Annotated in this window: 20 protein-coding genes and 1 riboswitch; of the genes, 5 read left to right on the plus strand and 15 right to left on the minus strand. The window is 41.4% G+C overall.

Features of this window, described 5'->3' with window-relative positions:
• Nucleotides 1-5: 5 nt before the first annotated feature.
• The 9 genes from NSQ52_RS15875 to NSQ52_RS15915 all read right to left on the minus strand — a co-directional run bounded on the left by NSQ52_RS15875 (nt 6) and on the right by NSQ52_RS15915 (nt 11,229).
• Nucleotides 6-1,499, minus strand: coding sequence for an altronate dehydratase family protein (locus NSQ52_RS15875; protein ID WP_008347107.1), 1,494 nt, complete (start codon nt 1,497-1,499; stop codon nt 6-8).
• Nucleotides 1,496-2,947: a tagaturonate reductase gene (locus NSQ52_RS15880; RefSeq protein ID WP_342473563.1), complete on the minus strand. Its 1,452-nt coding sequence runs from the start codon at nt 2,945-2,947 to the stop codon at nt 1,496-1,498. The genes NSQ52_RS15875 and NSQ52_RS15880 overlap by 4 nt, the downstream gene beginning before the upstream one ends.
• Nucleotides 2,948-3,005: 58 nt before the next feature.
• The gene (locus tag NSQ52_RS15885; protein ID WP_058213615.1) at nt 3,006-4,016 is read right to left on the minus strand and encodes a LacI family DNA-binding transcriptional regulator; all 1,011 of its coding nucleotides are present in this window, start codon (nt 4,014-4,016) and stop codon (nt 3,006-3,008) included.
• A gap of 67 nt (nt 4,017-4,083) precedes the next feature.
• Nucleotides 4,084-5,520, minus strand: coding sequence for a glucuronate isomerase (gene uxaC, locus NSQ52_RS15890; RefSeq protein WP_144679184.1), 1,437 nt, complete (start codon nt 5,518-5,520; stop codon nt 4,084-4,086).
• 136 nt (nt 5,521-5,656) lie between these two features.
• Complete coding sequence (locus NSQ52_RS15895; protein WP_342473564.1) at nt 5,657-7,411, minus strand: HAMP domain-containing sensor histidine kinase; 1,755 nt, start codon at nt 7,409-7,411, stop codon at nt 5,657-5,659.
• A gap of 3 nt (nt 7,412-7,414) precedes the next feature.
• Entirely contained in the window at nt 7,415-8,137 is a 723-nt protein-coding gene (locus NSQ52_RS15900) for a response regulator transcription factor (protein WP_047945406.1), read from the minus strand.
• Nucleotides 8,138-8,316: 179 nt separating this feature from the next.
• On the minus strand, nt 8,317-9,132 hold the full coding sequence (locus NSQ52_RS15905; RefSeq protein WP_017368048.1) for an ABC transporter ATP-binding protein: 816 nt from the start codon (nt 9,130-9,132) through the stop codon (nt 8,317-8,319).
• Nucleotides 9,133-9,153: 21 nt separating this feature from the next.
• A complete protein-coding gene (locus tag NSQ52_RS15910) occupies nt 9,154-10,176 on the minus strand; it encodes an iron ABC transporter permease (protein WP_007500263.1) in 1,023 nt (340 codons plus the stop codon).
• Nucleotides 10,177-11,229 carry an iron ABC transporter permease gene (locus NSQ52_RS15915; protein ID WP_008347113.1) on the minus strand — a complete coding sequence of 351 codons (1,053 nt, stop codon included), beginning with the start codon at nt 11,227-11,229 and terminating at the stop codon, nt 10,177-10,179.
• Between the two features lie 259 nt (nt 11,230-11,488).
• Between NSQ52_RS15915 and NSQ52_RS15920 the strand changes: the two genes are divergently transcribed.
• Nucleotides 11,489-12,427 carry an ABC transporter substrate-binding protein gene (locus tag NSQ52_RS15920; RefSeq protein ID WP_282745716.1) on the plus strand — a complete coding sequence of 313 codons (939 nt, stop codon included), beginning with the start codon at nt 11,489-11,491 and terminating at the stop codon, nt 12,425-12,427.
• Between the two features lie 36 nt (nt 12,428-12,463).
• Here NSQ52_RS15920 and NSQ52_RS15925 read toward each other — a convergent pair whose 3' ends face one another.
• The 3 genes from NSQ52_RS15925 to NSQ52_RS15935 form a co-directional block, all read right to left on the minus strand.
• A complete protein-coding gene (locus NSQ52_RS15925; protein ID WP_342473567.1) occupies nt 12,464-13,873 on the minus strand; it encodes an amino acid permease in 1,410 nt (469 codons plus the stop codon).
• Between the two features lie 192 nt (nt 13,874-14,065).
• Nucleotides 14,066-14,244: riboswitch (Lysine riboswitch) on the minus strand.
• Between the two features lie 122 nt (nt 14,245-14,366).
• Nucleotides 14,367-14,510: a small acid-soluble spore protein SspJ gene (gene sspJ, locus NSQ52_RS15930; RefSeq protein ID WP_008347117.1), complete on the minus strand. Its 144-nt coding sequence runs from the start codon at nt 14,508-14,510 to the stop codon at nt 14,367-14,369.
• A gap of 82 nt (nt 14,511-14,592) precedes the next feature.
• The gene (locus NSQ52_RS15935; protein WP_007500254.1) at nt 14,593-15,021 is read right to left on the minus strand and encodes a MarR family transcriptional regulator; all 429 of its coding nucleotides are present in this window, start codon (nt 15,019-15,021) and stop codon (nt 14,593-14,595) included.
• Nucleotides 15,022-15,191: 170 nt separating this feature from the next.
• On the opposite strand from NSQ52_RS15935, the gene NSQ52_RS15940 reads away from it, so the two are divergent.
• The 4 genes from NSQ52_RS15940 to modB all read left to right on the plus strand — a co-directional run bounded on the left by NSQ52_RS15940 (nt 15,192) and on the right by modB (nt 19,214).
• Nucleotides 15,192-15,683, plus strand: a complete 492-nt coding sequence (locus NSQ52_RS15940; protein WP_039168236.1) for a metal-dependent hydrolase — start codon at nt 15,192-15,194, stop codon at nt 15,681-15,683.
• A 123-nt stretch (nt 15,684-15,806) separates the two neighbouring features.
• Complete coding sequence (locus NSQ52_RS15945) at nt 15,807-17,657, plus strand: LTA synthase family protein (protein ID WP_058336922.1); 1,851 nt, start codon at nt 15,807-15,809, stop codon at nt 17,655-17,657.
• A 115-nt stretch (nt 17,658-17,772) separates the two neighbouring features.
• Nucleotides 17,773-18,549, plus strand: a complete 777-nt coding sequence (gene modA / locus NSQ52_RS15950) for a molybdate ABC transporter substrate-binding protein (RefSeq protein WP_342473568.1) — start codon at nt 17,773-17,775, stop codon at nt 18,547-18,549.
• The gene (gene modB / locus NSQ52_RS15955) at nt 18,549-19,214 is read left to right on the plus strand and encodes a molybdate ABC transporter permease subunit (RefSeq protein ID WP_041507764.1); all 666 of its coding nucleotides are present in this window, start codon (nt 18,549-18,551) and stop codon (nt 19,212-19,214) included. Before modA ends, modB begins: the two co-directional genes overlap by 1 nt.
• A gap of 195 nt (nt 19,215-19,409) precedes the next feature.
• On the opposite strand, the gene NSQ52_RS15960 is transcribed toward modB, so the two are convergent.
• The 3 genes from NSQ52_RS15960 to NSQ52_RS15970 form a co-directional block, all read right to left on the minus strand.
• A complete protein-coding gene (locus tag NSQ52_RS15960; RefSeq protein WP_008347122.1) occupies nt 19,410-20,255 on the minus strand; it encodes an aldo/keto reductase in 846 nt (281 codons plus the stop codon).
• Nucleotides 20,256-20,323: 68 nt separating this feature from the next.
• Entirely contained in the window at nt 20,324-21,193 is an 870-nt protein-coding gene (locus NSQ52_RS15965; RefSeq protein WP_342473569.1) for an ROK family protein, read from the minus strand.
• Nucleotides 21,194-21,256: 63 nt separating this feature from the next.
• The gene (locus NSQ52_RS15970; protein ID WP_024719813.1) at nt 21,257-23,272 is read right to left on the minus strand and encodes a Na+/H+ antiporter; all 2,016 of its coding nucleotides are present in this window, start codon (nt 23,270-23,272) and stop codon (nt 21,257-21,259) included.
• Nucleotides 23,273-23,377 lie beyond the last annotated feature (105 nt).

A 23,377-nucleotide genomic window follows, 5' to 3' on the forward strand; every position in this document is an offset into this window, starting at 1 on the left:
ACGCCTTAAAGTGTCACACCTGTTTTAAAAATGGCCAGCTCTCTAAAATTGTTTTTTTCATGATTTAACAGCTTTCCACTCGCCACATCAATCACCGTGGCAATGAATTTCTCTAGCACCACATCTTCTGGTACATCTTCAAGCAATTCCCCCGCATTAAAGTCGATCCAATGTTTTTTTGTTTCATATAAAGCGGTATTGGTCGATACCTTCATCGTTGGAACAAATGTGCCAAACGGTGTGCCTCTGCCTGTTGTAAAGAGGACGAGCTGACAGCCAGACGCTGCGAGAGCAGATGAAGCAACCAAATCATTCCCGGGCGCACTTAATAAATTCAATCCTTTTCGTTTTAGCAGCTCCCCGTATGTTAAAACATCCTTTATAACGGAAGTACCCGCTTTTTGTGTGCAACCGAGAGATTTATCTTCTAATGTCGAAATTCCTCCTGCTTTATTTCCCGGGGAAGGATTTTCATATACTGGCTGTCGATGATCCATAAAGTATTGTTTAAAATCATTGATCATCTGCACAATATTGTCGAATGTCGCTTTTGATTCCGCTCTCTCCATTAAGATCGTTTCAGCCCCGAACATTTCCGGTACTTCTGTTAAGACGGTGGTCCCTCCTTGAGCCACAATGAAATCGGACAGTCTACCTAAAAGTGGATTTGCGGTAATGCCTGAAAACCCATCTGATCCTCCGCATTTCAAGCCAATTTTCAGCTCAGATAACGGAATGTCTTCACGCTGATCTTCTTTCGCTGCGTCATAAATTTCCTTGAGCAAAGCGACACCCGTCTCAATCTCATCCCCTACTTCTTGGCTTCTTAAAAATTTCACCCTCGTCTGGTCATACTCCCCTAATGTAGCTTTAAAATCCTCAATATCATTGTTTTCACAGCCAAGCCCTAGAACAAGAACCCCTCCAGCATTTGGGTGCTTTACGGCATTTTGTAAGATGGTTTTTGTGTTTTCATGATCATCCCCAAGTTGTGAGCATCCATAGTTGTGTTTTAATACTAACGCCGTTTCAAAAGGATGGATGCTTCCCCCCATTTCAGCGGTAAATATTTGAATGATTTGATCGGCAATGCCATTGACACACCCAACTGTTGGGACAATCCAAAGCTCATTTCGTATACCACTTGCGCCATTTTTTCGTTTATACCCTTTGAATGTCAGATTCGTTTTTTCATAGGGGTTTTCTGTTAAAGAAGGGCGGTATTCGTAATCGAGCTTACCTGATAGATTCGTTTTGATATTGTGCGTATGCACCCATTCTCCAGTCGAAATCGCAGTGGATGCATGACCAATGGGGTAGCCATATTTGATGATATTCTCTTTTTCTTTGATCTCAGCCAATGCAAATTTATGACCTTTAGCAACGGTTTCTTTTAAAATGATTGTATGACCTTGGTGCTGAAGCTCTTCGCCTTGCTCAAGCACTTTTAAAGCGATACCAACATTATCTGAAGGATGAATCACAACAAAGTCCCTCATGCCTTCTCCCCCTGACTTTCATATTGAAGTATTTGGTGAACAGCAGCTCTCATGCCATTTTCATGTATGCAGGTGAGCTGCTCGGCTACTGCATCCTTCAGCCCTGCGATCCTTGTCAAATCCATCCCCCATAAAACTTCGTTTGAAAGAAGTCGATCGACCATTAATTCATAGGAATGGTCCACTTCCTCCCATGCTTCCTTCATGAATGCCATCACAGACTCATCATCCTTTATTTGATCTGCATGGACTTGATAAAAATAAATCAGACTGCTCAGTGAGAACATAAGCTTCGTAGGCAACTGTTTTTTTAGCTCTATATAATCTAGAAGAGACGGGAGAATACGTGCCCGAAATTTAAATACACCATTTAAGGCAATATCGAGTAATTGATGTTTGACAAAAGGGTTGCAGAATCGATCCCAAACGGATTGTGTATAAAGAAGCAGCTCTTCTTCAGGAAGTGGCAAACTTGGCAACACTTCCTCCTCAAGCATGCGGCGAATGAACACACCAACATGCTCATCATCCACCGCTTTTTTGACAGTATCCAAGCCACATGCATATGCAATCGGCACCATCGCTGTATGCGCACCGTTTAAAATGCGAACCTTGCTCATACGATAGGGAGCGATATCTTCCACAAAAAGTACGTTTAACCCTGCTTCTTGAAAAGGAAGCTCTTTTTGAACAAACGGAGGTGCTTCAATGACAAACAGGTGATAATATTCTGCCGTGACAAGCAATTCATCGATATACCCCTCTTCTTTTTGAACAGTCTCCGCTGCTTTCTGAGAAAATCCTGGGACAATCCGATCAACTAACGTATTACAGAACGTGTTGGCTTCCTTGACCCAAGCCACAAAATCAGGCGGAAGATTCCACTCAGCTGCCATTGTGATCACATATTCTCTTAATCGATCACCGTTTTGTTCAATCAATTCACAAGGTAAGATGATCAAGCCCTTTTTCTCATCTCCAGAAAAAGCTTTAAAGCGGTGATACAAGAAGGCTGTCAGCTTTCCTGGAAAACTTGCTTGCGGCCGATCTTCTAATCGGTCCTCTTTTCTTAACACAAGTCCTGCCTCTGTTGTATTAGAAAAGACAAAGCGCACATCAGGACTTTCCGCTACATGTAAAAAGGCTTCATAATCTGTATATGTGCTGATTCCCCTGCTGATGGATTGAATGACGATCCGTTCGTTCATTTCTTTTTGGTCATGAAATCCTTGAATACATAAAGTGTACAAACCATCTTGTTCATTTAGAGCGGTCACTGATCCTTTTCGAGGAGGAACAACCACTGCTCTTCCTTTAAAATCTGTACAGTCGTTTAGCTTCTGGATCTGCCAATTCATAAATCCCCGCATAAAGTTCCCTTCGCCAATTTGTAGAATGGTTTCAGGATATTCAGCCACTGGGTACACATCTTTGGATAATCGTCTCAAACGCTTTTCCTCCCCGCATTTTTTGCACACGTGAACATTTTTATTTAAAAGATGCTGATTACTGCACCTTTTTTACTGAATCTCTAATCATCAGCTCTGTGTGGACATACACTTTTTCCAGATGATCGTCTTCTTGTTTTTCACCGTTGATGACTGAAAGGATGGCTTCTGCTCCAAGCGCACACATTTTTTCAATTGGCTTTTTGACTGTTGTGAGGGCAGGCGTTGTATAAGATGAAAATGAAATATCATCAAAACCGATAATAGAGAGATCATCAGGACACCTTTTACCTTTTGCAAACAATGCATTCATCGCACCAATCGCCATGTCATCGTTTGAGCAAAAAAGGGCAGTTGGCGGATCATCAAGAGTGAGTAAGGCTTCCATTGATTCATAGCCGCTCTTCATATGATAGTCGCCTATGATCATGTATTCTTTCTTCATGGGTACATGATGGTCAATGAGTGCTTGCAAAAAACCAGCTTTTCTTTCCTGTGTGGATTTAAACCCTTCTTTCCCTTCAATAATGGCAATTTGTTTATGCCCCTGCTGAATGAAATAGTGTGCAGCTTGGTATGCCCCTTCACCATCATCCGCTAATATATTCATCACTTGATTACTTTCTACACGGCGATTCAGTACAATAATGGGAATGCCCTGCTTTTTCACATGATGGATAAACGCTTCATCATGCTCGCTTTGGCTCATGAGCAAAATACCATCATACCGCTGTTTATGAATGGTTGTGTAATCGTGAAAATCGTCAATTCCTCTTACAACCAAATGATAGTTTTCTGTTATCACACTGTTGACGCCTTTTAATGCATCAACAAAGAAACTTGAGGATGTGCCTTCTGTTAAACTCGTAAAAAACAGACCAATTGTAAATGATTTTTGCGAGACAAGGCCTCTGGCATGGACATTCGGTGAATAATTCAGCTGTTTTGCAATCGACAAGATGTTTTGTTTTGTTTTCTCTTTAATAAAAGGACTATTATTCAAAGCCCTTGATACTGTGGTATGAGAAACGTTTGCCAATTTTGCTATATCTTTGATTGTGACTGTCATGCTATTCCGCCTTTTATGATTTTTTATCATCTTATCATAAAAACGCTTTCATATTCCTGCTTTTTGTTCATATCATCTTGCTTTTATGCGGAAGCTCATTTGCCCGTTCAAATTGAAAATACTGCTTTGCATTTTCATAGCTGATTCCTTTTACCATTCCCCCTAGCAAATTGAGATCATTAGGCGCTTCACCTTTTTCCACCCAATCTCCAATGATGTCACATAACAGTCTACGGAAATATTCATGTCTTGTGTACGACAGGAAGCTTCGTGAATCTGTCAGCATCCCAATAAATCGGCTGATCAGTCCGATACTGGAAAGTGCCATCATCTGCTCTGTCATTCCCTGCTTTGTATCATTAAACCACCAGGCTGTTCCATGCTGCATTTTCCCAGGAGTCTTTCCATCTTGAAAACTTCCAGCTATCGTTGAAATCACCACATTGTCCCTTGGATTCAAGGAATAGAGGATGGTTTTTGGCAATGCATGTGCTTGTTCTAACCGATCTAATACGCGGCAAAGAGGTTTTGCAATGTCTTCATCATTCATTGCATCATATCCGGTATCTGGTCCAAGCCGCTCAAACATTTTGGAATTGTTGTTTCTGAGCGCATTGATATGAAGCTGCATCGCCCATCCCCGCTGAGCATATGCCTGACCGAGTTCAATGAATGTGTGCGTTTTAAATTGAATCTTCTCCTTTTCCGTCAATGGATGTCCAGACATTCTTTTATGAAAAATGATCGTAGCTTCTTCTTCCGTCGTGTCTTCGTACGTCATTTCATTGATGGCATGATCTGAAATCAAACAGCCCTGTTCATGAAAGAAATCGATTCGCATATGAAGTGCTTTTATGAAGTCTTGATAGGATTCGATCTGGATAGATGAAACCTCCGCCAGCTGATGAACATACTCGATAAACAAATCATTTGTGATATCTAATGCCTTATCTGGCCGAAACCCTGGCAGTACTTGCACAGAAAAGCCTTCTTCCCGCAGTTGTTGGTGATAAATCAACGAATCAACCGGATCGTCTGTCGTCACAACCGTTTCAACATTTGATTTCACAATGAAATCTCTCGCACCAAATCCGTCTCCTTGCAACTTTTCATTTACTTTTTTCCAGATGATGTCTGCGCTTTCTTCATTCAACAGTTCTTCGACATCAAAATATCGTCTTAGCTCTAGATGGGTCCAGTGATAGAGAGGATTTCCAATCGTCATCGGAACGGTTTTCGCCCATGCTAAAAATTTCTCATAATCTGAGGCATCTCCTGTGATATGTGTTTCAGGTATCCCATTTGCTCTCATGGCGCGCCATTTGTAATGATCTCCGTAAAGCCATGCTTCGGTTATATTTTGGAACGTTTTATTTTCATAGATTTCTTTTGGACTTAAGTGACAATGGTAATCAATAATCGGAAGGTTCTTTGCAAACTCATGGTATAGCTTTTCCGCCGTTTGACTGTTTAATAAAAACTGCTCATCTAAAAAGGCTTTCATCTAACTCCCTCATCTCTTATAATGATAAAAATGATTTTGTTCACGTTAACAATTTTATTGTAATCGTTTACAAAATCGATTTCAATCCTAAAACAAGAAAAAACGATCTCCTTTAGAAAAGAAAATCGTTTTTTGGCTATTTTACAGATGGTGTTTTCTTTAGGATAATCGCAATAGTTGTTCCTTGACCTAATTCACTTTCTACTTGAATATCGCCATCGTGCAGCAAGACAAGCTCTTTTGCAATCGCCAGTCCTAATCCTGTTCCATTTGTTGGATCATTCGTATTTGTCCCTCTATAGTAACGATTAAATAAATGATCCACCGTTTCTTGCGCCATTCCGCGTCCGTTATCTTTCATTTCGATCCGAACCTCATCATTTGTTTCAGATAGAACAGCTTGAATAAGAGTACCTTTCTGGTTATGCTTCACTGCGTTTGCCAGCAGGTTCTCAATGACTCGTCTAAACCAGGCTTTATCGATCTCAAACATGACACCCTCTGTTTGATCTTCAAAGGATGACATATAATCTTCAGAAAGCGTGCTTCTTGAAAACTCGTCCATAATGGAGGCTAAAAATTCACCAAGCTCAACAGGTTTTCGATTAATAGGCAATGCACCATTTTTCAATCGATACGTGAGGTTTAAATCCTCAATCAAGGTCGACATGTATTCTGATTTCTCACGAATGACTTGTCCCATTTCCATGACTTCTTCCTTGGACCATTGGTATTGATTTGATTCTAGCATTAATCCATAGCCGTAAATCGTACTAAGAGGCGTTTTTAGATCATGAGACAGCCCTGCGATCCATTCTTCCCTTGTGGTTTGAATTTTTCTTCGGTTTGCTTCATTCTCTTTTAACGTATTGGTGAGCTGATCCATTGTTTTAAGGATATCCTCAAACAGCCGATACTCTCGCTTAATACGGCCCTTTTTATTTTTACTTACTGGAATACCTTTTCTATTTGTTGGCTCCTGCAATTTATTTCTTGATAAGAAAATCAGCCAGCGGATAATGTGATAGATCGGTAGCCCATAGCGATACGAGTACCATAATGTCATAACGATAATAATCGTAAGCGCAAGACCTGCAATCAAAAGCGTTGTATATTGGTTTAAAGCCTCTGTCTCTTTATCATAAAGCTCGTCTGGGCTGTATACTTTGTTTGGCACCGAAACAATCATATACAGATCTTTATTCACTCTGATATAAGACAGGTCACTTCTAAACTCCCAAGGCTTTGATTGATACTTGAGCAGTTCAACATCCGTTACGTTATTTTTCAAATTATTTTTGGCTCGGATACCTTTTAAGTATTTTCCTTCTTCATTAAACAGATGCACTGATCCATTCATTCTTTTCAAAAATTCTTTTGTTTCAACTGAATATTGAGACAATGCAGCCAGGTTTTTTTCATGCTGCTTGAGATAATTGGCTACCTTTGTGCTGTTCGTTTTAAATCCATATAAGACGATAAAGCTTTCTTGATCAATCTCAATTGGCCAGAAGTACATCTTGTAATCTTTAAATTGTCTTTTTTCAAAGATCTTGATCATTTCATCCTTTTGATAGGATGTTGGAATGTTTTTAGGGAGTTGATAGCTATAGACGTTGCGTTTTTTGGAATCAATCACTTGCAGCCAGCCATCACGTTTTTCCACTGCTTGTTTGAGCTGATCATCGGCTTCCATTTTTCCATCCTCGTTAAAATAAAGCCAGCTCATGAGTGTATCTCCATCTGCCTTCGTTAAACCAGTTTCAGTCATATTCTCATAGCGCTTTTGAAAATAAAGATTTTCAGAGAATGTTTGCCCGATCGTCAGAATGACGATGACAATAAACATTTGTCCGACAAAGTGAAAGAAAAGTTTTGTTCGTAAATTCATAAACTATTGAAGAACCTTCACAGGTTGCGGAATGAACTTATAGCCCATACCACGGATCGTCACAATATATTCAGGCTGGCTTGGATCTAACTCTATTTTTTCTCTCAGCTTTCGGATATGAACCATGACGGTGTTGTTGTCACCATATGACGGAACACCCCATACTTTCTCATAGATTTGATCTTTTGAAAGTACCACATTCGGATGGTCACAAAAATACTTCAGCAAGGACAAAAGCTGAGCTGAGCAAGCCGTCACCTTTCCCCTTACTTTCAACTCGGCTGCATGAGGATGGTACGAGAAATGAGCATATTCATATTGACTGTGCGCTTCTTCCTGCTCCTCCTGTAAGGAGATATAAGTTCGGTTTAAGTGCGCCTTAATTCTAGCTACTAGCTCTAACGGATTAAATGGCTTTGTGATGTAATCGTCTGCACCTTGTGCAAATCCAGTCAATTTGTCTACATCAGACGTTCTTGCTGTTAAATAGAAAATCGGTACCTTCGTCATTTTCCTGATTTCAGGTAGAACATCAAAGCCAGACTTACCGGGCATCATCACATCTAGAAGTAAGAGGTGGATGTCCTCGTTTTTGACAATATCTAATGCTTCATCTGCATGATAGGCTTTATAAATATGTTGAAACCCTTCTTTTTTTAATACGCGTTCAACCATTTTTACAATTGCTTCTTCGTCATCTGCAATCAATATTTTTGCTGTTTCCACGCATCTCTTTCCTTTCTAGCTATGATCTCTAACCGTATATTACCATTGTCCAAAGTAAAAAAGTACCTCTTTTCTGCATAAAAGCGAAAAAAGATCAACTGGAGAAAATGGCATAACAAGGTAATATCAAAAAATGCAAAAAAAACCCGGTCATACATACCGAGTTTTTTGTCCATCTATTATCCGTTCACAGCTTCAAGCTTTCTTTCATGATTCATTAAGTCATATGTTAAACAGATCGGCTTATTCGTTCTCGGATCAAGAACAATTTCTGCATCGATGTGGAACACCTGACTGAGCACCTCTTTTGTCATGACCTCATGAGGCGTACCATCTTTAATGACTTTCCCTTGATTGAGGGCAATCATGTAATGTGAAAAGCGTGCAGCATGATTCAGGTCATGAATCACCATCAGCACCGTTCTGCCCTGCTCTCTGTTTAAGCGTTCTAATAGCTGAAGGATCTCCAGCTGATGAGCAAGATCTAAATACGTCGTTGGTTCGTCTAATAAAAGCAGCTCTGTTTCCTGAGCGAGTGCCATCGCAATCCATACCCGCTGACGCTGTCCACCGGAGAGTGCTTCAATTGGCCGGTCATGAAATGCAATCATTCCCGTCTCCTCAAGTGCCCATCTGATGATTCGTTTGTCCTCATTTGATAAACGGCCAAATCCATTTTGATGCGGGAAACGTCCATATGACACAAGCTCATAAACGGTCAGACCACTTGGTGCTTCAGGCGTCTGCGGTAAGATGGCCATTTGTTTTGAAATTTCTTTTGTTGGTGTTTGATGGATAGCCTGGCCATTTAAATAAACAGCACCTTGATGGGACTTCATAATACGAGACATTGTTTTTAAAATCGTTGACTTCCCGCACCCATTCGGCCCAATTAATGTCGTCACCTTGCCTTTTGGGATGCTGATATTTAAATCGTCTACAATCAAACGGTCATGATAGCCAATACAAAGCTTTTCTGTTTCAAGTGATTTCATCTGTTGTACTCTCCTTCCTCATTAGTTCGTTTTCATCAATAAGTAAATGAAGTAAGGTGCGCCTAAGGCAGAAACGACAAGTCCAACGGGCACCTCTGATGGAGCAAGTATGACACGCCCAAGTGTATCTGCAAGTAATAACAGCAGTGCACCAATCATAGCGGACGCCGGTATCATTCCTTGATGTTTCGGTCCAACTAGCTTTCTTGCGAGGTGTGGTGCCGCTAACCCTAGGAACGATATACTCCCTGCAACAGCGACACTTGCACCGGCTAATGCAACTGCAATCAGCATGAGAAAACTTCTTTCTTTATGAACTGAAATCCCTAAGCCATAAGATATCTGATCACCCAAATTCATGATATTTAAGTAGCGTGCCCTCACCATCGCTAATACAAGAAAAATCAGCATCCACGGCACGACTGATAAGACATATGTCCAGCTTGAGCCCCAAATACTTCCTGACAGCCACACAATGGCTTGGTTAAAATCATTTGGGCTCATCTTTAATTGAATAACCACAATTGCTGCCGAAAATGCAGCATTGATCCCAATACCAGTTAAAATCAATCGAACAGGCGTAATGCCCTTTTTCCACGCTAGCACATAAATGAGAAATGCAGCAAAGGCTGCCCCTGCGAAAGCGAAAAGCGGCAGTACAAATATCGTAAAATCACCTAAGTTCGACATCGAGCCCTGAAAGGCAAAGATAAACAAAACAACCGCAAAACCTGCACCCGCATTTACACCTAGAATGCCGGGATCAGCTAAACCATTTTGAGAAACACCTTGCCAAATGGCTCCTGATACAGCGATAGAAGCGCCAACAAGTAAAGCGATGACCATCCTCGGAAGTCTGAACTCGAATAATACAAGCTCATCCATTTCACTTCCGAGTCCAAAAAATGTTTTGAATGTATCCATCGGAGAAATCCTTATCTCTCCGGTATTTAAACTTATTAGGAACACAGCCACGATGGCTAAAAAGATCATGACCATCGTTCGTTTGTATTTCTTTTTCTTTGCCTGCTGTACCATTTCCATTTAAATTCCGCTCCTTTCACGTCTCGCTAAATATAAGAAGAAAGGAACGCCTATAATGGCTGTAATGGCACCAACTGGCGTTTCAAACGGCGCATTGACAAGCCTTGCCGCAATGTCTGCATAAATGAGCAAAATAGCCCCTAAAATAGCTGAGCAAGGGATAATCCAGCGATAGTCAACGCCGACCAAGAAACGCGTAACATGAGGAATCACAAGCCCGATAAAGCCAATAGAACCTGCAACTGACACGGCTGCACCTGTTAAAAGGATCACGACCAATATGCCAAGTACCTTGACTGTTCGTGTATATTGTCCAAGCCCTTTTGCTAATTCATCACCTAAGCTTAAAACCGTGATGGAGCGGGCAAGAATCATTGCGATGATCAGTCCTACAGCCGCAACTGGAATGATGATCTTAATATTGCTCCAATTTACACCAGCCACACCGCCTGCGTACCAAAAACTCATATCTTGCGCGACGTCAAATCGAATGGCAATCGCTGAGGAAATTGAGCTTAAAAGTGCGCCAACAGCCGTACCGGCTAATGCGAGCTTCACAGGAGTAAGTCCCCCTTTTGAAAGGGTTCCAACCCCAAATACAATAGAGGCGCCAAGTGCTGCACCCAAAAATGACCAAAGAATTAATGTAAAAGAAGATTGGCCTGGGAAAAAAGCAAACGCAATGGCAATCGCAAATGCAGAGCCATTTGTCACACCCATGATTTCAGGAGACGCAAGCGCATTTCTTGTCATGCCTTGCATGATGGCACCTGATACTGCTAAAAAGGCACCGACAAGTGCGGCACCAACTGTACGCGGCAGCCTTAGTTCCCTAATGATTTGATGTGAGGTTTGTTGTGAGTCAAAATGAAAGACGGCTTCCCATACCGTGTGTAAATGAATGTTTGCCGCTCCTAGCGATACTGATAAAAAAAGACCAAATGCTAAAGCAATGATTCCTATGATGACAACAGCTGCTGTACCAAAAGGCTTTGTCACAATATCTATCGCATCATCTTTAGCTGACAGCTGTTTATTCGATTGTGAGCCCAAAACCAGTCTCTTCCTTTCCGTTCATATCTATTCGTTATTAATGATAATGATTATCAATCTCGGAGTCTAGTATATCACTTTCTTCACGTTTTGAAATCCTTGTTCTAATAAATTTCTTTATTTTCATCAAAAAACCGGGAGAATTTCACCATTTTCATTTTGGTCATAAAATAGCCGATGCATTTTTTCTTCTATCATGTTAAGATATAATCGCGAATGAGAATCATTATCATAAACAATTGAATAGGAGCGAACTTTAGTGAAAAAACGAACTGGACTTCTTTTGATTTCCTTCATGACCCTTATGATTTTTACTGCTGCTTGCGGCAGCACTTCCAATAAAGAATCGGGAGCCAAAAAAAATGACACGATCACCTATCAAGATGTAAAGGGTGACGTGAAACTGCCTCAAAACCCAAAACGTATTGTGCTTCTGGCGGAAAGCTATTACGGGGATCTCGTCACACTCGGCAAAACCCCAATTGCTGCCACTGCGCCCATCTTTAAAAACCCTTTCTATAAAGGAAAAACAGATGGAGTGAAAAATATTGGAAAATCTCCCTCTGTTGAGAAAGTAGCCTCTTTGAAGCCGGATATGATCATTGCTTGGGGAGAAGATGAGAAATTTGATCAATACAAAAAAATTGCACCTACAGTTGCCATTCAATACAATCAATATTCGTTTAAAGACCAGCTAAAAGAATTCGGTAAAATGACAGGCACATCAAAAAAAGCAACGGATTGGATCACAAAATGGGATGCCAAAATTGCTGAAGTGAAACCAAAGGTAACAAAAGCTGTAGGAAACAAAACCGTTTCGATCGTATCACCATTCGATAAGGGCATTTACATTTTCGGTAACACTTTTGCACGCGGTGGTGAAATCATTTATGACGAGCTGAAATTAAAAGCTCCGAAGGCTGTCCAAAAAGAAGCCATCGACAGTGGTGTCGGTTATGCAAACATTTCTCTTGAAAAGCTTCCAGAATTTGCAGGTGATTATATTTTCACAAGCCCATGGAGCGGTTCAAAAAGTAATGGCGATCAAGTGTATAAAAGCAGCATCTGGGCATCACTTCCTGCTGTCCAAAACAAACGTGTATTTGAAACAGATACAGTCGGTTACTTCTTTAATGACCCTGTGTCACTAGAAGGTCAGCTCGAATTTATTGTGGATCGATTAACATCTGCCTCATAAAAAATACGTTTCTCCAATGCTGGAGAAACGTATTTTTTAAACTGTATCTTTGGCAAATTTTTTGGACATGAATGGGTAGAGTAAAATGCCAACTAAGAACAATCCAATACCAAGACCAAATGTTTTTAAATCAGCTGTGCCTGAAATAATGACCCAAGCGGAATACCCCATGGCCACAAGCGCAATGATCCCGTCTCTTGTCCGGTTTCCTTTTTGGAGCTCATATGTGTCACCTTGCATGATGACCTTAAAGCTGTAGATCGACGACACGATATACGGAATGAGATACGCAAGTGTCGCTGATGTTGTTAAGAAAGTAAAGGCTTCATTAATCGTACGTGACATGACTGAGAAAATAAACAGCTGTGACATGATATTTGTGACAGTCAAAGCAAAAACAGGACTACCTTTTTTGTTTGTTTTTGCAAACACTGCTGGGAAATCGCCAGCTTTTGCTGCTTGATAAGGGACTTCAGAACCAAGCAAAATCCAGCCAAGCATCGAACCAAATAAACAAATGATCGCAAGAAGTGCCATGACAATTCCGCCAGCCGGCCCGATAATGAGCTGAAGCACGTCTACGAATGGTTTATCAGAACCTTGCAATTGATCATGCGGCAGAACGCCCATTGTAATCAAGGTAATAATCATATAAATAGACAGTGCAATTAAAAGTCCTGTAATCGTCGCACGTTTGACATCACGTTGCGAAGAGGCTCTTCCTGATAAAATGACAGCAGATTCGATGCCGATAAATGCCCATAGTGTGGAAATGGCCGCATGATGAATTTGGCCTCCAAGTCCGAGCACTCCTTCACCACTTGCTGCTTCAACAGGGAAGTAATAATGTTCAAATAATGCGGTTTGGAATGCAAATAAGCCTGCGACAATAAAAAGGACGAATCCAAGCACCTTTGAAAAGGTCGTAATAAAGTTCAACTTACTTGCTGCGCTTAAGCTTGTAATTAAAATCGTATGAGTCCCCCATAGAAGGATTGTACATACGATAAACGTTGTGAGCTGACCAAGTGTGATCGCTTCTTTTCCAAAAGTAAAGACCTCCGTTTTCACGGTTAAAATTGGGAAAAAGGTTGTTAAATAACCAGCTAGGCTTGTGATAATGGCGACATTACTAATCCAGCTTGCCACCCAATATCCCCAAACCATTGTAAAACCGGCTGCTTTTCCTTTTTTCGGATCTTTAAAAAGCGCTCTTGCATAGCTTTGTGGTCCAGCTGTCAGCTGCGGTTTATGAATGGACAAATGTCCAAACACAAAGGCAATCATCAGTACGCCGCCACCTGTGACAAGCCATGCCATCGTCACACCTAAAGGACTTGCATGCTGGGCAAGTGTACTAGGCAGCATAAAGATGCCTGAACCTACCATATTTCCGACGACAAAAGCCGTCAATAACCAAAAACCCCATTTTTTTGTCTGTTCCATTTTCGTACCTCCGTTATATTCACTTTGGACCAGACCCGGCAGTATCTTCATTGATATATTTGTGAAGCAATGACTTGCATTCTTTATGTTCATGTTGGGTCACTTTCTTACCAGCATACCCTTTTCTTAGGCAATCAGAACATAAAAAAAAGCCTGAACAAAAGTCCATGCTTTTCAAAACATACACCTTGATCTCCGGATAGCCCTCCACGCTTCAAAGACGTGGCAGTCCTGCATTTGTTCAATGCAGACCCAGCATAAAGAAAGTTGGAGCTCTCTCTACACTTCGGCGCTGATGCCTTTTTTCTCATGATCAACGATTCCATCTCTCCCATGAGTGACTCATCATCCGCGCAACCTCTACCTCACTGAGACATAGCGTGAGGATTTCTATTCATTTTTACTACACGAAGGTTATCAAACATTCTCATATCTGTCAAAGGGAAAAACATAGAAAAAAGGCAGAGAAATGATTCTCCGCCTTTTTGTCAGCTTATTGATGGTTGTTTTTCTTCTTTTGGACAGCTTCCTGAAGCGGATCGCCTGCTAGTTCTTTACTTGCTTCTTCTAACAGCTGATCTACCTGCTGATGGTCTTTCTCGCTTTTCGCCTTTTTATCCTTTTGGAAAAATGACATCGCTATTTCCCCCCTTTTCATAAAATGCCTTTGCCTGTTTAATTTGTGCTACAGCGCTCAGCATTATACAAAGAGGAGCGGTTCATTCATCGTGAAAGGTCTGTCTCATTTTTTGCAAATACGTTAGAAAGGTCTTTAAGTCTTCCTCTGTGAAGTCTGACATCATATGCTGAATCACCTTTCCAAAAAGACGTGTATGCTTTTCGTAAATAGCCAGCCCTTTTTCCGTGGCTTCTAGCCGGACAAGGGAATGATCGTCCTTGTCCCGTTCTCTCTGAATGTAGCCTTGCTCACATAATTTATTGAGGGCTATGGAAGCGGCACCTGGGTTGAGAGAGAGTCTTTGTTTGAGCTCTTCAGCATGTGATACTTTTCCTTGTATCAATATAGAAAGAGCATATATCTGTGGAGGCGTGATGTCTTTTTCTAACTCAAGTAACTTGCGGTTTAATTTACGGCTGACTTCATAATGTACAAGAACAATTTCTTTTAAAATGTCTGCATTACTCATCCGAATCGCATCCTTATCGTTAGTGTCAACATGACTTCCTTCTTATTATAGAATGTTTTTCCAAACAGCCAACTATTTTATCCCATTTTCTTTAGAAATAAGCCTTGCTGAATGGATTCACCCTTGATATAGTGAGTACTTGAACAAAAAACAGAACAGGAGTACGCATCATGACAGGAAAAACACATATTATGGGCGGAATTGCCGCCTCCACAGCCGTCGCCTATTATTACGGATTCGAACCAGTGACGATGGCTGCTGCTGGATCAGTAGGTGCCCTCATCCCAGATCTATGTCATACGAAAAGCAAAATCGGCAGGAAATTCCCGCTCCTTTCCACACTGATCAGTAGTGTGTTCGGTCACCGCACCTTTACACATAGTTTATTATTTCTGCTGATCATTTATTTTATTGCGACAACATACATTCCAAATGACAGCCTCAGTACCGGGTTACTAGTTGGGATGGCAAGCCACCTCATCCTTGATGCAGGCACAGTGAACGGTATTAAATTTTTGTTCCCTGCATCCATGAAAGTACGTCTCCCCTTTTATGTCAAAACAGGCAGCACAGGAGAACAAGTCGTACTAGCTGCTCTGACCATTGTCACCTGCTATTACATGGCTGTCATTTGCGGAATATCCATCCCATTGCCGTTTTAGAAAAAGAAAAAAGAGTTTTGCAAAAAAGCAGGATATGAATTGATCATTCCTCATTTTTTTAGTAGTTTTAAGATAAGTGTTTTTGCCTTGCAGCTGAATACAGAATGGTGAGGAGTTACATAAATGAAAGCGTTTTTCAAAAATCACTGGTTTTTAGTGTACTCCATCCTCTTTATGTGGATGAAAACATACATCATTTATCAATTCGGATTTCATATACGAACGGCCAATCTGTTTCACGAATGGCTGCTTTTGATCAATCCTCTTAGCTTTTTGCTCCCTTTGTTTGGGATTGCTCTTTTCTTAAATGAAACGAAACAAAAGGTCTTTTTATTGACCACAAATTTTATTTTGACAGCCATTTTGATATCGAATACGATCTTTTACGGTTTTTATATTGATTTCATTACCATTCCTGTCTTATTTCAAGCAAAGAACATGGGAGATATGGGCAGCAGTATGACTGAATTGTTTCATCCGCTATTTATACTCATGCTGATTGATTTTGTGGTGCTGGCATGGCTCTTAAAACGGAAACCGTTATCACCTAAAGCGTCTTTTAAGACAATCAAAACATACTATGTGGTTTGCTGCAGCTTGCTATTGTTCCATGTCAGCTCAGCTTTGATGGACCACCCTCGATTTTTGACAAGCTCATATGATCGAGAAGTCATTGTACGAAACCTTGGGCTGTTTCAATTCCATTTGTATGACGGTGCCGCTCAAACAGCACGAATTGGACAAAAAGCCTTTGCTGACGAAGATACACTTTCAACAGTGGCAAACTACACAAAAGCTGATTACAGTGCACCGAATGAAGACTACTTTGGACTTGCTAAAGGCAAAAATGTCGTGTTCATTTCACTTGAATCAACGCAGCAATTTGTCATGAATCAAAAGGTGAATGGACAATACATCACACCATTTTTAAATGAACTTGCCAAAAAAAGCTTCTATTTTGATGAATTTTATCAGCAGACAGAGCAAGGCAAAACGTCGGACTCAGAGTTTATCGTCGCAAACTCCCTCTATCCATCTAGCAGTGGCGCTGTCTTTTTCACAGCGAGTGACAACGAATATGACACACTGTACAAGCAATTGAAAAAAGAGAATTATCAATCCGTCCAATTTCATGCGAATAATAAAACGTTCTGGAATCGTGATGTGATGTATGAATCTCTTGGGATTGACCGCTTTTATGATGTCGATTCATTTGATGTCAATGAACAGAATTCGACTGGCTGGGGCTTAAAGGATATCGACTTTTTTGACCAATCCATCGATTATTTAAAAAAGCTGAAGACGCCTTATTACAGCACGTTTATTACCTTAACCAATCACTTCCCATTTGAAATTGATCCAAAGGATCAGTTCATTGATGAATACGATTCGACTAGCACCATTTTAAACCGCTATGTGACCACCGTCCGCTATCAAGATGAAGCCATCAAAAGGTTCTTTGAACGAATGAAAGAAGAAGGACTATATGAAAATACAATGTTTGTCCTGATGGGAGACCACTATGGCATTTCAGAAGCACATCATGAGGCAATGGCAGAGCTGCTGAAGCAGGATGAAATCACACCGTTTGATGCGGTTAAACTGCAGCGGGTCCCTTTTTTGATTTACATTCCTGGGGTGACAGACGAGGCCCCTCAAACCATTTCTGAAACAGCCGGTCAAATGGATGTCAAACCGACACTTCTTCATTTACTCGGCATTGAATCAAAAGATTCTATTCAATTTGGGAATGATCTTTTCTCCAATGAACGGACACCGTTCGCTGTGCTGAGAAATGGAAACTTTATTACGGATGATTATCTTTATACAAAGAACACGTGCTATGATCAAAAAACAAAACAACCTGTTGAAGAAGATGAAGTATGCCAGCCTTATATAGAAAAAGCCAATAAAGAGCTGTCTCTATCAGATAAAGTGATCAACGGGAACTTACTACGTTTTTATCAGCATTAAAAGCTGCCCTCTGGCGGCTTTTTCTTTTCTCTTTTCCTGAAAGCCTATGAATGGTCAAATAAGTTTGATTATAATAAAGGATACACATGATGTTGAATGATAAAGAGGTGTGATCATGAAATATTTATTCTTAACCTACGTCACCATCTGTTTGCTCCTGACTGGGTGTCAAACGGAGTCGACGTCATCAGATCAAAGCAAAAAGACAGAACTTGTGATTTCAGCGGCGGCAAGCCTGCAGGATGCTTTGAAAGAGATTGAATCTGCCTATGAAGATGATCATCCAAACGTGACACTCACGAATAATTTCGGATCATCCGGCGCATTGAAACAGCAAATCGCTCAAGGAGCAAAAGCGGATCTCTTCTTCTCAGCAGCTGAAGAGCCTTTTGATGACCTTGTTCAATCTGGCGACATCGATCAGGATCATACAAAGGACGTCATACAAAATGAGCTTGTCCTCATCGTGCCAAAAGAAGGTTCCTCTTCTATCAAAACCTTTCGCGATGTTGATTACATAAAAGGAAAGATAGCTCTTGGCACACCTGAATCTGTTCCTGCTGGTACATATGCAAAAGAGATTTTCACAAAACTGAATATATGGGACCAAGTGAAACGGAACGCTGTCTATGGCAAGGATGTTCGTCAAGTATTAAACTATGTCGAAACAGGAAATGTGGAAGCTGGTGTCGTGTATAAGACGGACGCGCTCGTTTCTCGCAAAGTAAAGATAGTAGATGAGGCAAATCAAGACATGCATTCCCCCATCATTTATCCTGTTGGCATTGTAAAACAGACCGATCACATGAAAGAGGCGAAAGCATTTTTTCAATATCTCCAATCAGATCCAGCCGCAGCGATTTTTAAAAAGTACGGCTTTCAAGTGAAATAATGCCGATGCTGACCGAAGATTTTCTTTCACCTATCTGGCTGTCCGTACAAGTGGCTGCTTTCAGTGGATTATTGGCTGTCGTTTTAGGAACGTCCATTGGTTTTTGGATGGCGCGTACATCTTTCAAAGGAAAAATGATCGTGGAAACGCTCCTCATGATGCCGCTTGTCCTTCCGCCAACGGTCGTAGGATTTCTGCTGCTCGTTGCGTTCGGGAAGAACAGCGTGATTGGACAAGCGATTGAATGGATCTTCCATCAGCCTGTCATCTTCACTTATTGGGCAGCGGTCATTGCATCGACAGTTGTCGCATTCCCGCTCATGTATCAATCAGCGAAAGCTGGTTTTTCTACGATTGAGTCAGACATTGAAGGTGCTGCAAAAGTTGATGGTGCGCATTCTTTCCAGGTCTTTGCCTATATTACCGTCCCACTCGCACTGCCATCTCTTCTCTCTGGTGCAGTTTTAAGTTTCGCAAGAGCCTTAGGAGAATTTGGAGCGACTTTAATGTTCGCCGGCAACATTCCTGGGAAAACGCAAACCCTCCCAACAGCCATCTATGTGGCGATTGATTCTGGACGAATGGAACTTGCGTGGGCTTGGACCATTTGTATTGTGATCCTGTCTTTCCTCATGCTGTTGGCTGTGCGCCGAAGCAGGAATTAAAAAATCCCCTTCTCAAAAAGAGAAAGGGATTCAGATTGTTGACAAAGGGCTAAAATGAACTTGATTTTAGCCCTTTGTCTTCTTTTCAGCGTGATAGAAAACCTTTGCTGTACTGGTGTGACATTTGTGAGCACCTGCACGCAGGACTGACAAAGAATGCGAGGGTTTGTCTACACGCTGAGGGAATAATTTTATTTATTCAAACCCAACCGTCATCGTTTCTGGATTAGACCCGACACGTTCGTTATTATTAAGTGCATTGATTTTTTCCATGTCTTCTTGTGAAAGCTCGAAGTCAAAAATGTCGGCATTTTGTTTAATGCGATCTTCATTGATTGATTTTGGAATGGTGACAACGCCGCTTTGCAGATCCCAACGCAAGATCACTTGAGCCACAGATTTGTTGTATTGTGCTGCAATTTCCTTTAATACGTCATGATCCAAAAGCTTTCCTTGCATCAGCGGAGACCATGCTTCAATTTGAATGCCTTTTTCTTTCGCATATTGTCGTAATTCTACAAGTGTCAGTTTTGGATGAAACTCCACTTGATTCACCGCTGGAACAACCTCCGCATCTTTTAACAGCTCTTCTAAATGCTGCACGTAGAAGTTGCTGACACCAATCGCTCTTACTTTTCCATCTTTATAAAGCTTCTCAAGCGCACGCCATGTCTCTTTAAACGTGTCTGCATTTGGTCCAGGCCAATGAATCAAATAGAGGTCTAAGTAATCAAGACCGAGCCGGTTTAAGCTTGCATCGAATGCAGCGAGTGCTTTGTCATATCCTTGATCTGTGTTCCATACTTTTGACGTAATGAACAATTCTTCTCTTTTTACGCCAGATTCTTTAATGGCTTTCCCTACGCCTGTCTCGTTTTTATAAACGGCAGCCGTATCAATGCTGCGATAACCGTTTCGTATGGCTGCTTTGACGGCATCAACCACTTGGTTGCCGTCCTCCACTTTGAATACACCTAAACCAAACCATGGCATTTCTACTCCGTTATTTAGTGTTACGGTATCATTCAAGCTTTTGACCATGTTAACAACCACCTTTTCATAGATTCCATCTTTTTCATTATCTCATGTTGCGTTTGAAAACTCTATTATCAGGCGTTTCTCTTCGCTTCAATCGCTAGTAGCAAAGCACCTGTCATACCTGCCTTGTCCTCAAGTCCAGGAGAGACAATGTATGTATCAAGCGGCGGCATGTCGACATAATCATTGACATACGCAGCCAGCTTCTCTCGAATGAGCGGAAATAGCTGTTTTTGCTTCATGACGCCTCCACCCATGATGATGCGTTCTGGGCTTAATATCAGCGTGTATTGCATTAATGCCTGTGCTAAATAATCTGCTTCAAGAGACCAAACTTCATCTTCTTCGGTAAGCTCTTTAGCCGGCTTTCCCCACCTTGCCTCAATAGATGGTCCTGCCGCCAGTCCTTCTAAGCAAGTACCATGCGCCGGGCAGACACCTGCAAACTGATCTGATTCATGCTGCCTGACCAGGATGTGTCCCATTTCTGGATGTGAGTGACCGTGGAGAAGCTCATTTTTCACAACAGCCCCGGCACCAATCCCCGTACCGACCGTGATATACAGACAGCTGCTTAGCCCTTTGGCGGCCCCTTTTGTCAGTTCACCTAATGCTGCGGCATTGACATCTGTCGTAAAGGACACCGGTACACCTAATTGTTTCTCCAGCTCAGGTATCAACGGGTAATGCTTCCATTCAACTTTCGGCGTATTCATGATGTAACCGTAAGAAGGATCGTCTTTCTGGACACAAATCGGTCCAAAGGAACCGACCCCTAATGCTGCAATTTCATGTTGCTGAAAAAATGGAATAAGTGATTGGATGGTTTTTTTCGGGTGCTCTGTTGGAATGGTTAATTCCTCTATGATATCCCCATGCTCATTGCCAATGGCACAGCAGAACTTTGTCCCCCCAGCTTCAATCGCTCCGTAATATGTCATCCTGCCTCTCCCCCTGCTCGTCTCTTTTTTTCATCATAAAACAAAGGGGAGAAGATGACAACATCATGTATTGGTCAGTAAGACTGCTTCCATGTCATTGATATATTCCCTTAAATGATGGGCAATATCACGATTGATTTCGCCATTTTCATATAAAGTTTGGATTTCATTACGAATCGTCTGTACGGCTTGGAAGTTAAGCTCTTTCTTCTTCCGGTCAAACGTACGATCCTTTTGCTGGAAGAAAGAAGGACCATGTTCACAGCGGAAAATCACTTGATTGTAAAACCCAATGACTTGATGACACGTTTGTTGATTGTCTTCGGTCATATGGTGCTTAATAGAATCCACCGCAGCTTCAGCTGTTTTCTTGCGGATTTGTTTATACGATTCCTCGTTTTCTAATATGCCGCTCGAAATACGCTGATGCGGACGCCACAATTGAAGCCATTGTAGTAAGCGCAGAAACTTCACTTTTGAGAAACGAATTTTAAAGGAGTTGGAATAGAGCATTTCCAGCTCATGAAATCTCTCCTGCAGCTCATATGCTTCTTCTTTGTCGATTTTCTCTTCCTCAATCAACTGCTGAAGTTTCATCTGTTCTGCTTTAATGCCGTGCAGTCTGATTTTTCTCTCTTGTTTTCTCATACCAAACTGGTACGGTTCCCGCTGAATATTTCGTAACTTCATTCGGAAATCATTGATGAGTGCAAGGGATACTTCTCGATTGTCCTCATTCATTCCTTCTTTTAACGTTTTAATGGCACTTCTCAGCAGCTTCCGTTTTGCGTGCTGAATCTTTGTATCTAAGTCCACATCCACTTGCTTATCTTTTTTCTCCGATAAAATAGGCAGTAGCACACTCGCTAAAATGAGTGTACATAAAATGACGCCTGCTGCGAGGAAAATAATTAAATGACGCTCAGGAAATGGTGATCCGTCTGCAAGCGTAAACGGGATGGAGAAAGCACCCGCTAATGTAACAGCACCACGAACACCAGAGAATGTCATCAGCATGGAAGCACGCAGCTTCGGTTTTTTCGCGTTCTTCTTTTTCGATACACTCCAGTTCCCTGCCCAGAACAGCCATACCCATAGGAATCTGAGAATCATCAGACAGAATGTAATGATTAAAATGTAACTGATGACCTGCATATTATTAAAGGCTTCATCTTGGAAAATGACGGTCGATACATCAGGAATTTGTAATCCAAGTAAAACGAAAACAAGGCCATTTAAAATAAATAAAATAATATTCCACGTGTTTGAAGAAGCAATTTGCAGTTTTGCTAAATTCGCTTCCATTCGGTCTTGCTCGATGGCATGTGTCACACCACCGGCAACAACGGCTAAAATGCCGGATACGCCAATTTCTTCCGCTGCTAAATAAATCACAAACGGCGTGAGGATTTGCAGGATGATGTGCATTGTGACATCGTCCATGCCTAAACGGCGGAGAAAATAGCGGAAACGAATGATAAAAAACGACAGAATAAATCCGGTCAATAATCCGCCAGCAGCAATCAGAACAAAGCTAAAGGATGCCTCTGCAATGGAAAATGCCCCTGTAACCGTTGCAGCAATAGCAAATTTAAAGGCAACAAGTCCTGACGCATCGTTCATCAGCCCTTCGCCTTCCAGCAGTCTCATGATCCCCTTCGGCATATTCACACGGCTGGAAAGGGCACTTACAGCCACTACATCTGTCGGTGATAAAATCGCTGCAAGCGCAAATGCAGCTGGAAGTGGTATGCTTGGAATCATCCAATGGATGGTATATCCAGCGACAATGACTGTCGCAAATACGAGCCCTAAAGCTAATAGAAGAATGGGCGCTCTTAATTTCCACAGCTCGTCCCTTGGGGTACGCTTCCCATCATTAAATAACAGCGGTGCAATGAATAAAACGAAGAATAGCTCAGGATTTAAAGAAATATGTAAACCTGAAGGAAAAGCTGCGACCAATATCCCTAAACCCACTTGGATTAATGGAACTGGAATAAAGGGCAGAAAACGATTGATAATATTAGATGATGCAATGAGTGCTAGTAGTACGAGCACTGCCAAAAAAATCTCCACTAGTACATGTCCCTCCCATTTCATTTTTTCCGTCATGTTTTGCTTACATGCAAAGATGTGTTCATTTCTTTCTGATCCATCCGTTCGGTCATGAGCGTTTTTTTA

It is taken from the genome of Bacillus sp. FSL W8-1141 (assembly GCF_038593205.1).
GTDB lineage: Bacteria > Bacillota > Bacilli > Bacillales > Bacillaceae > Bacillus > Bacillus altitudinis.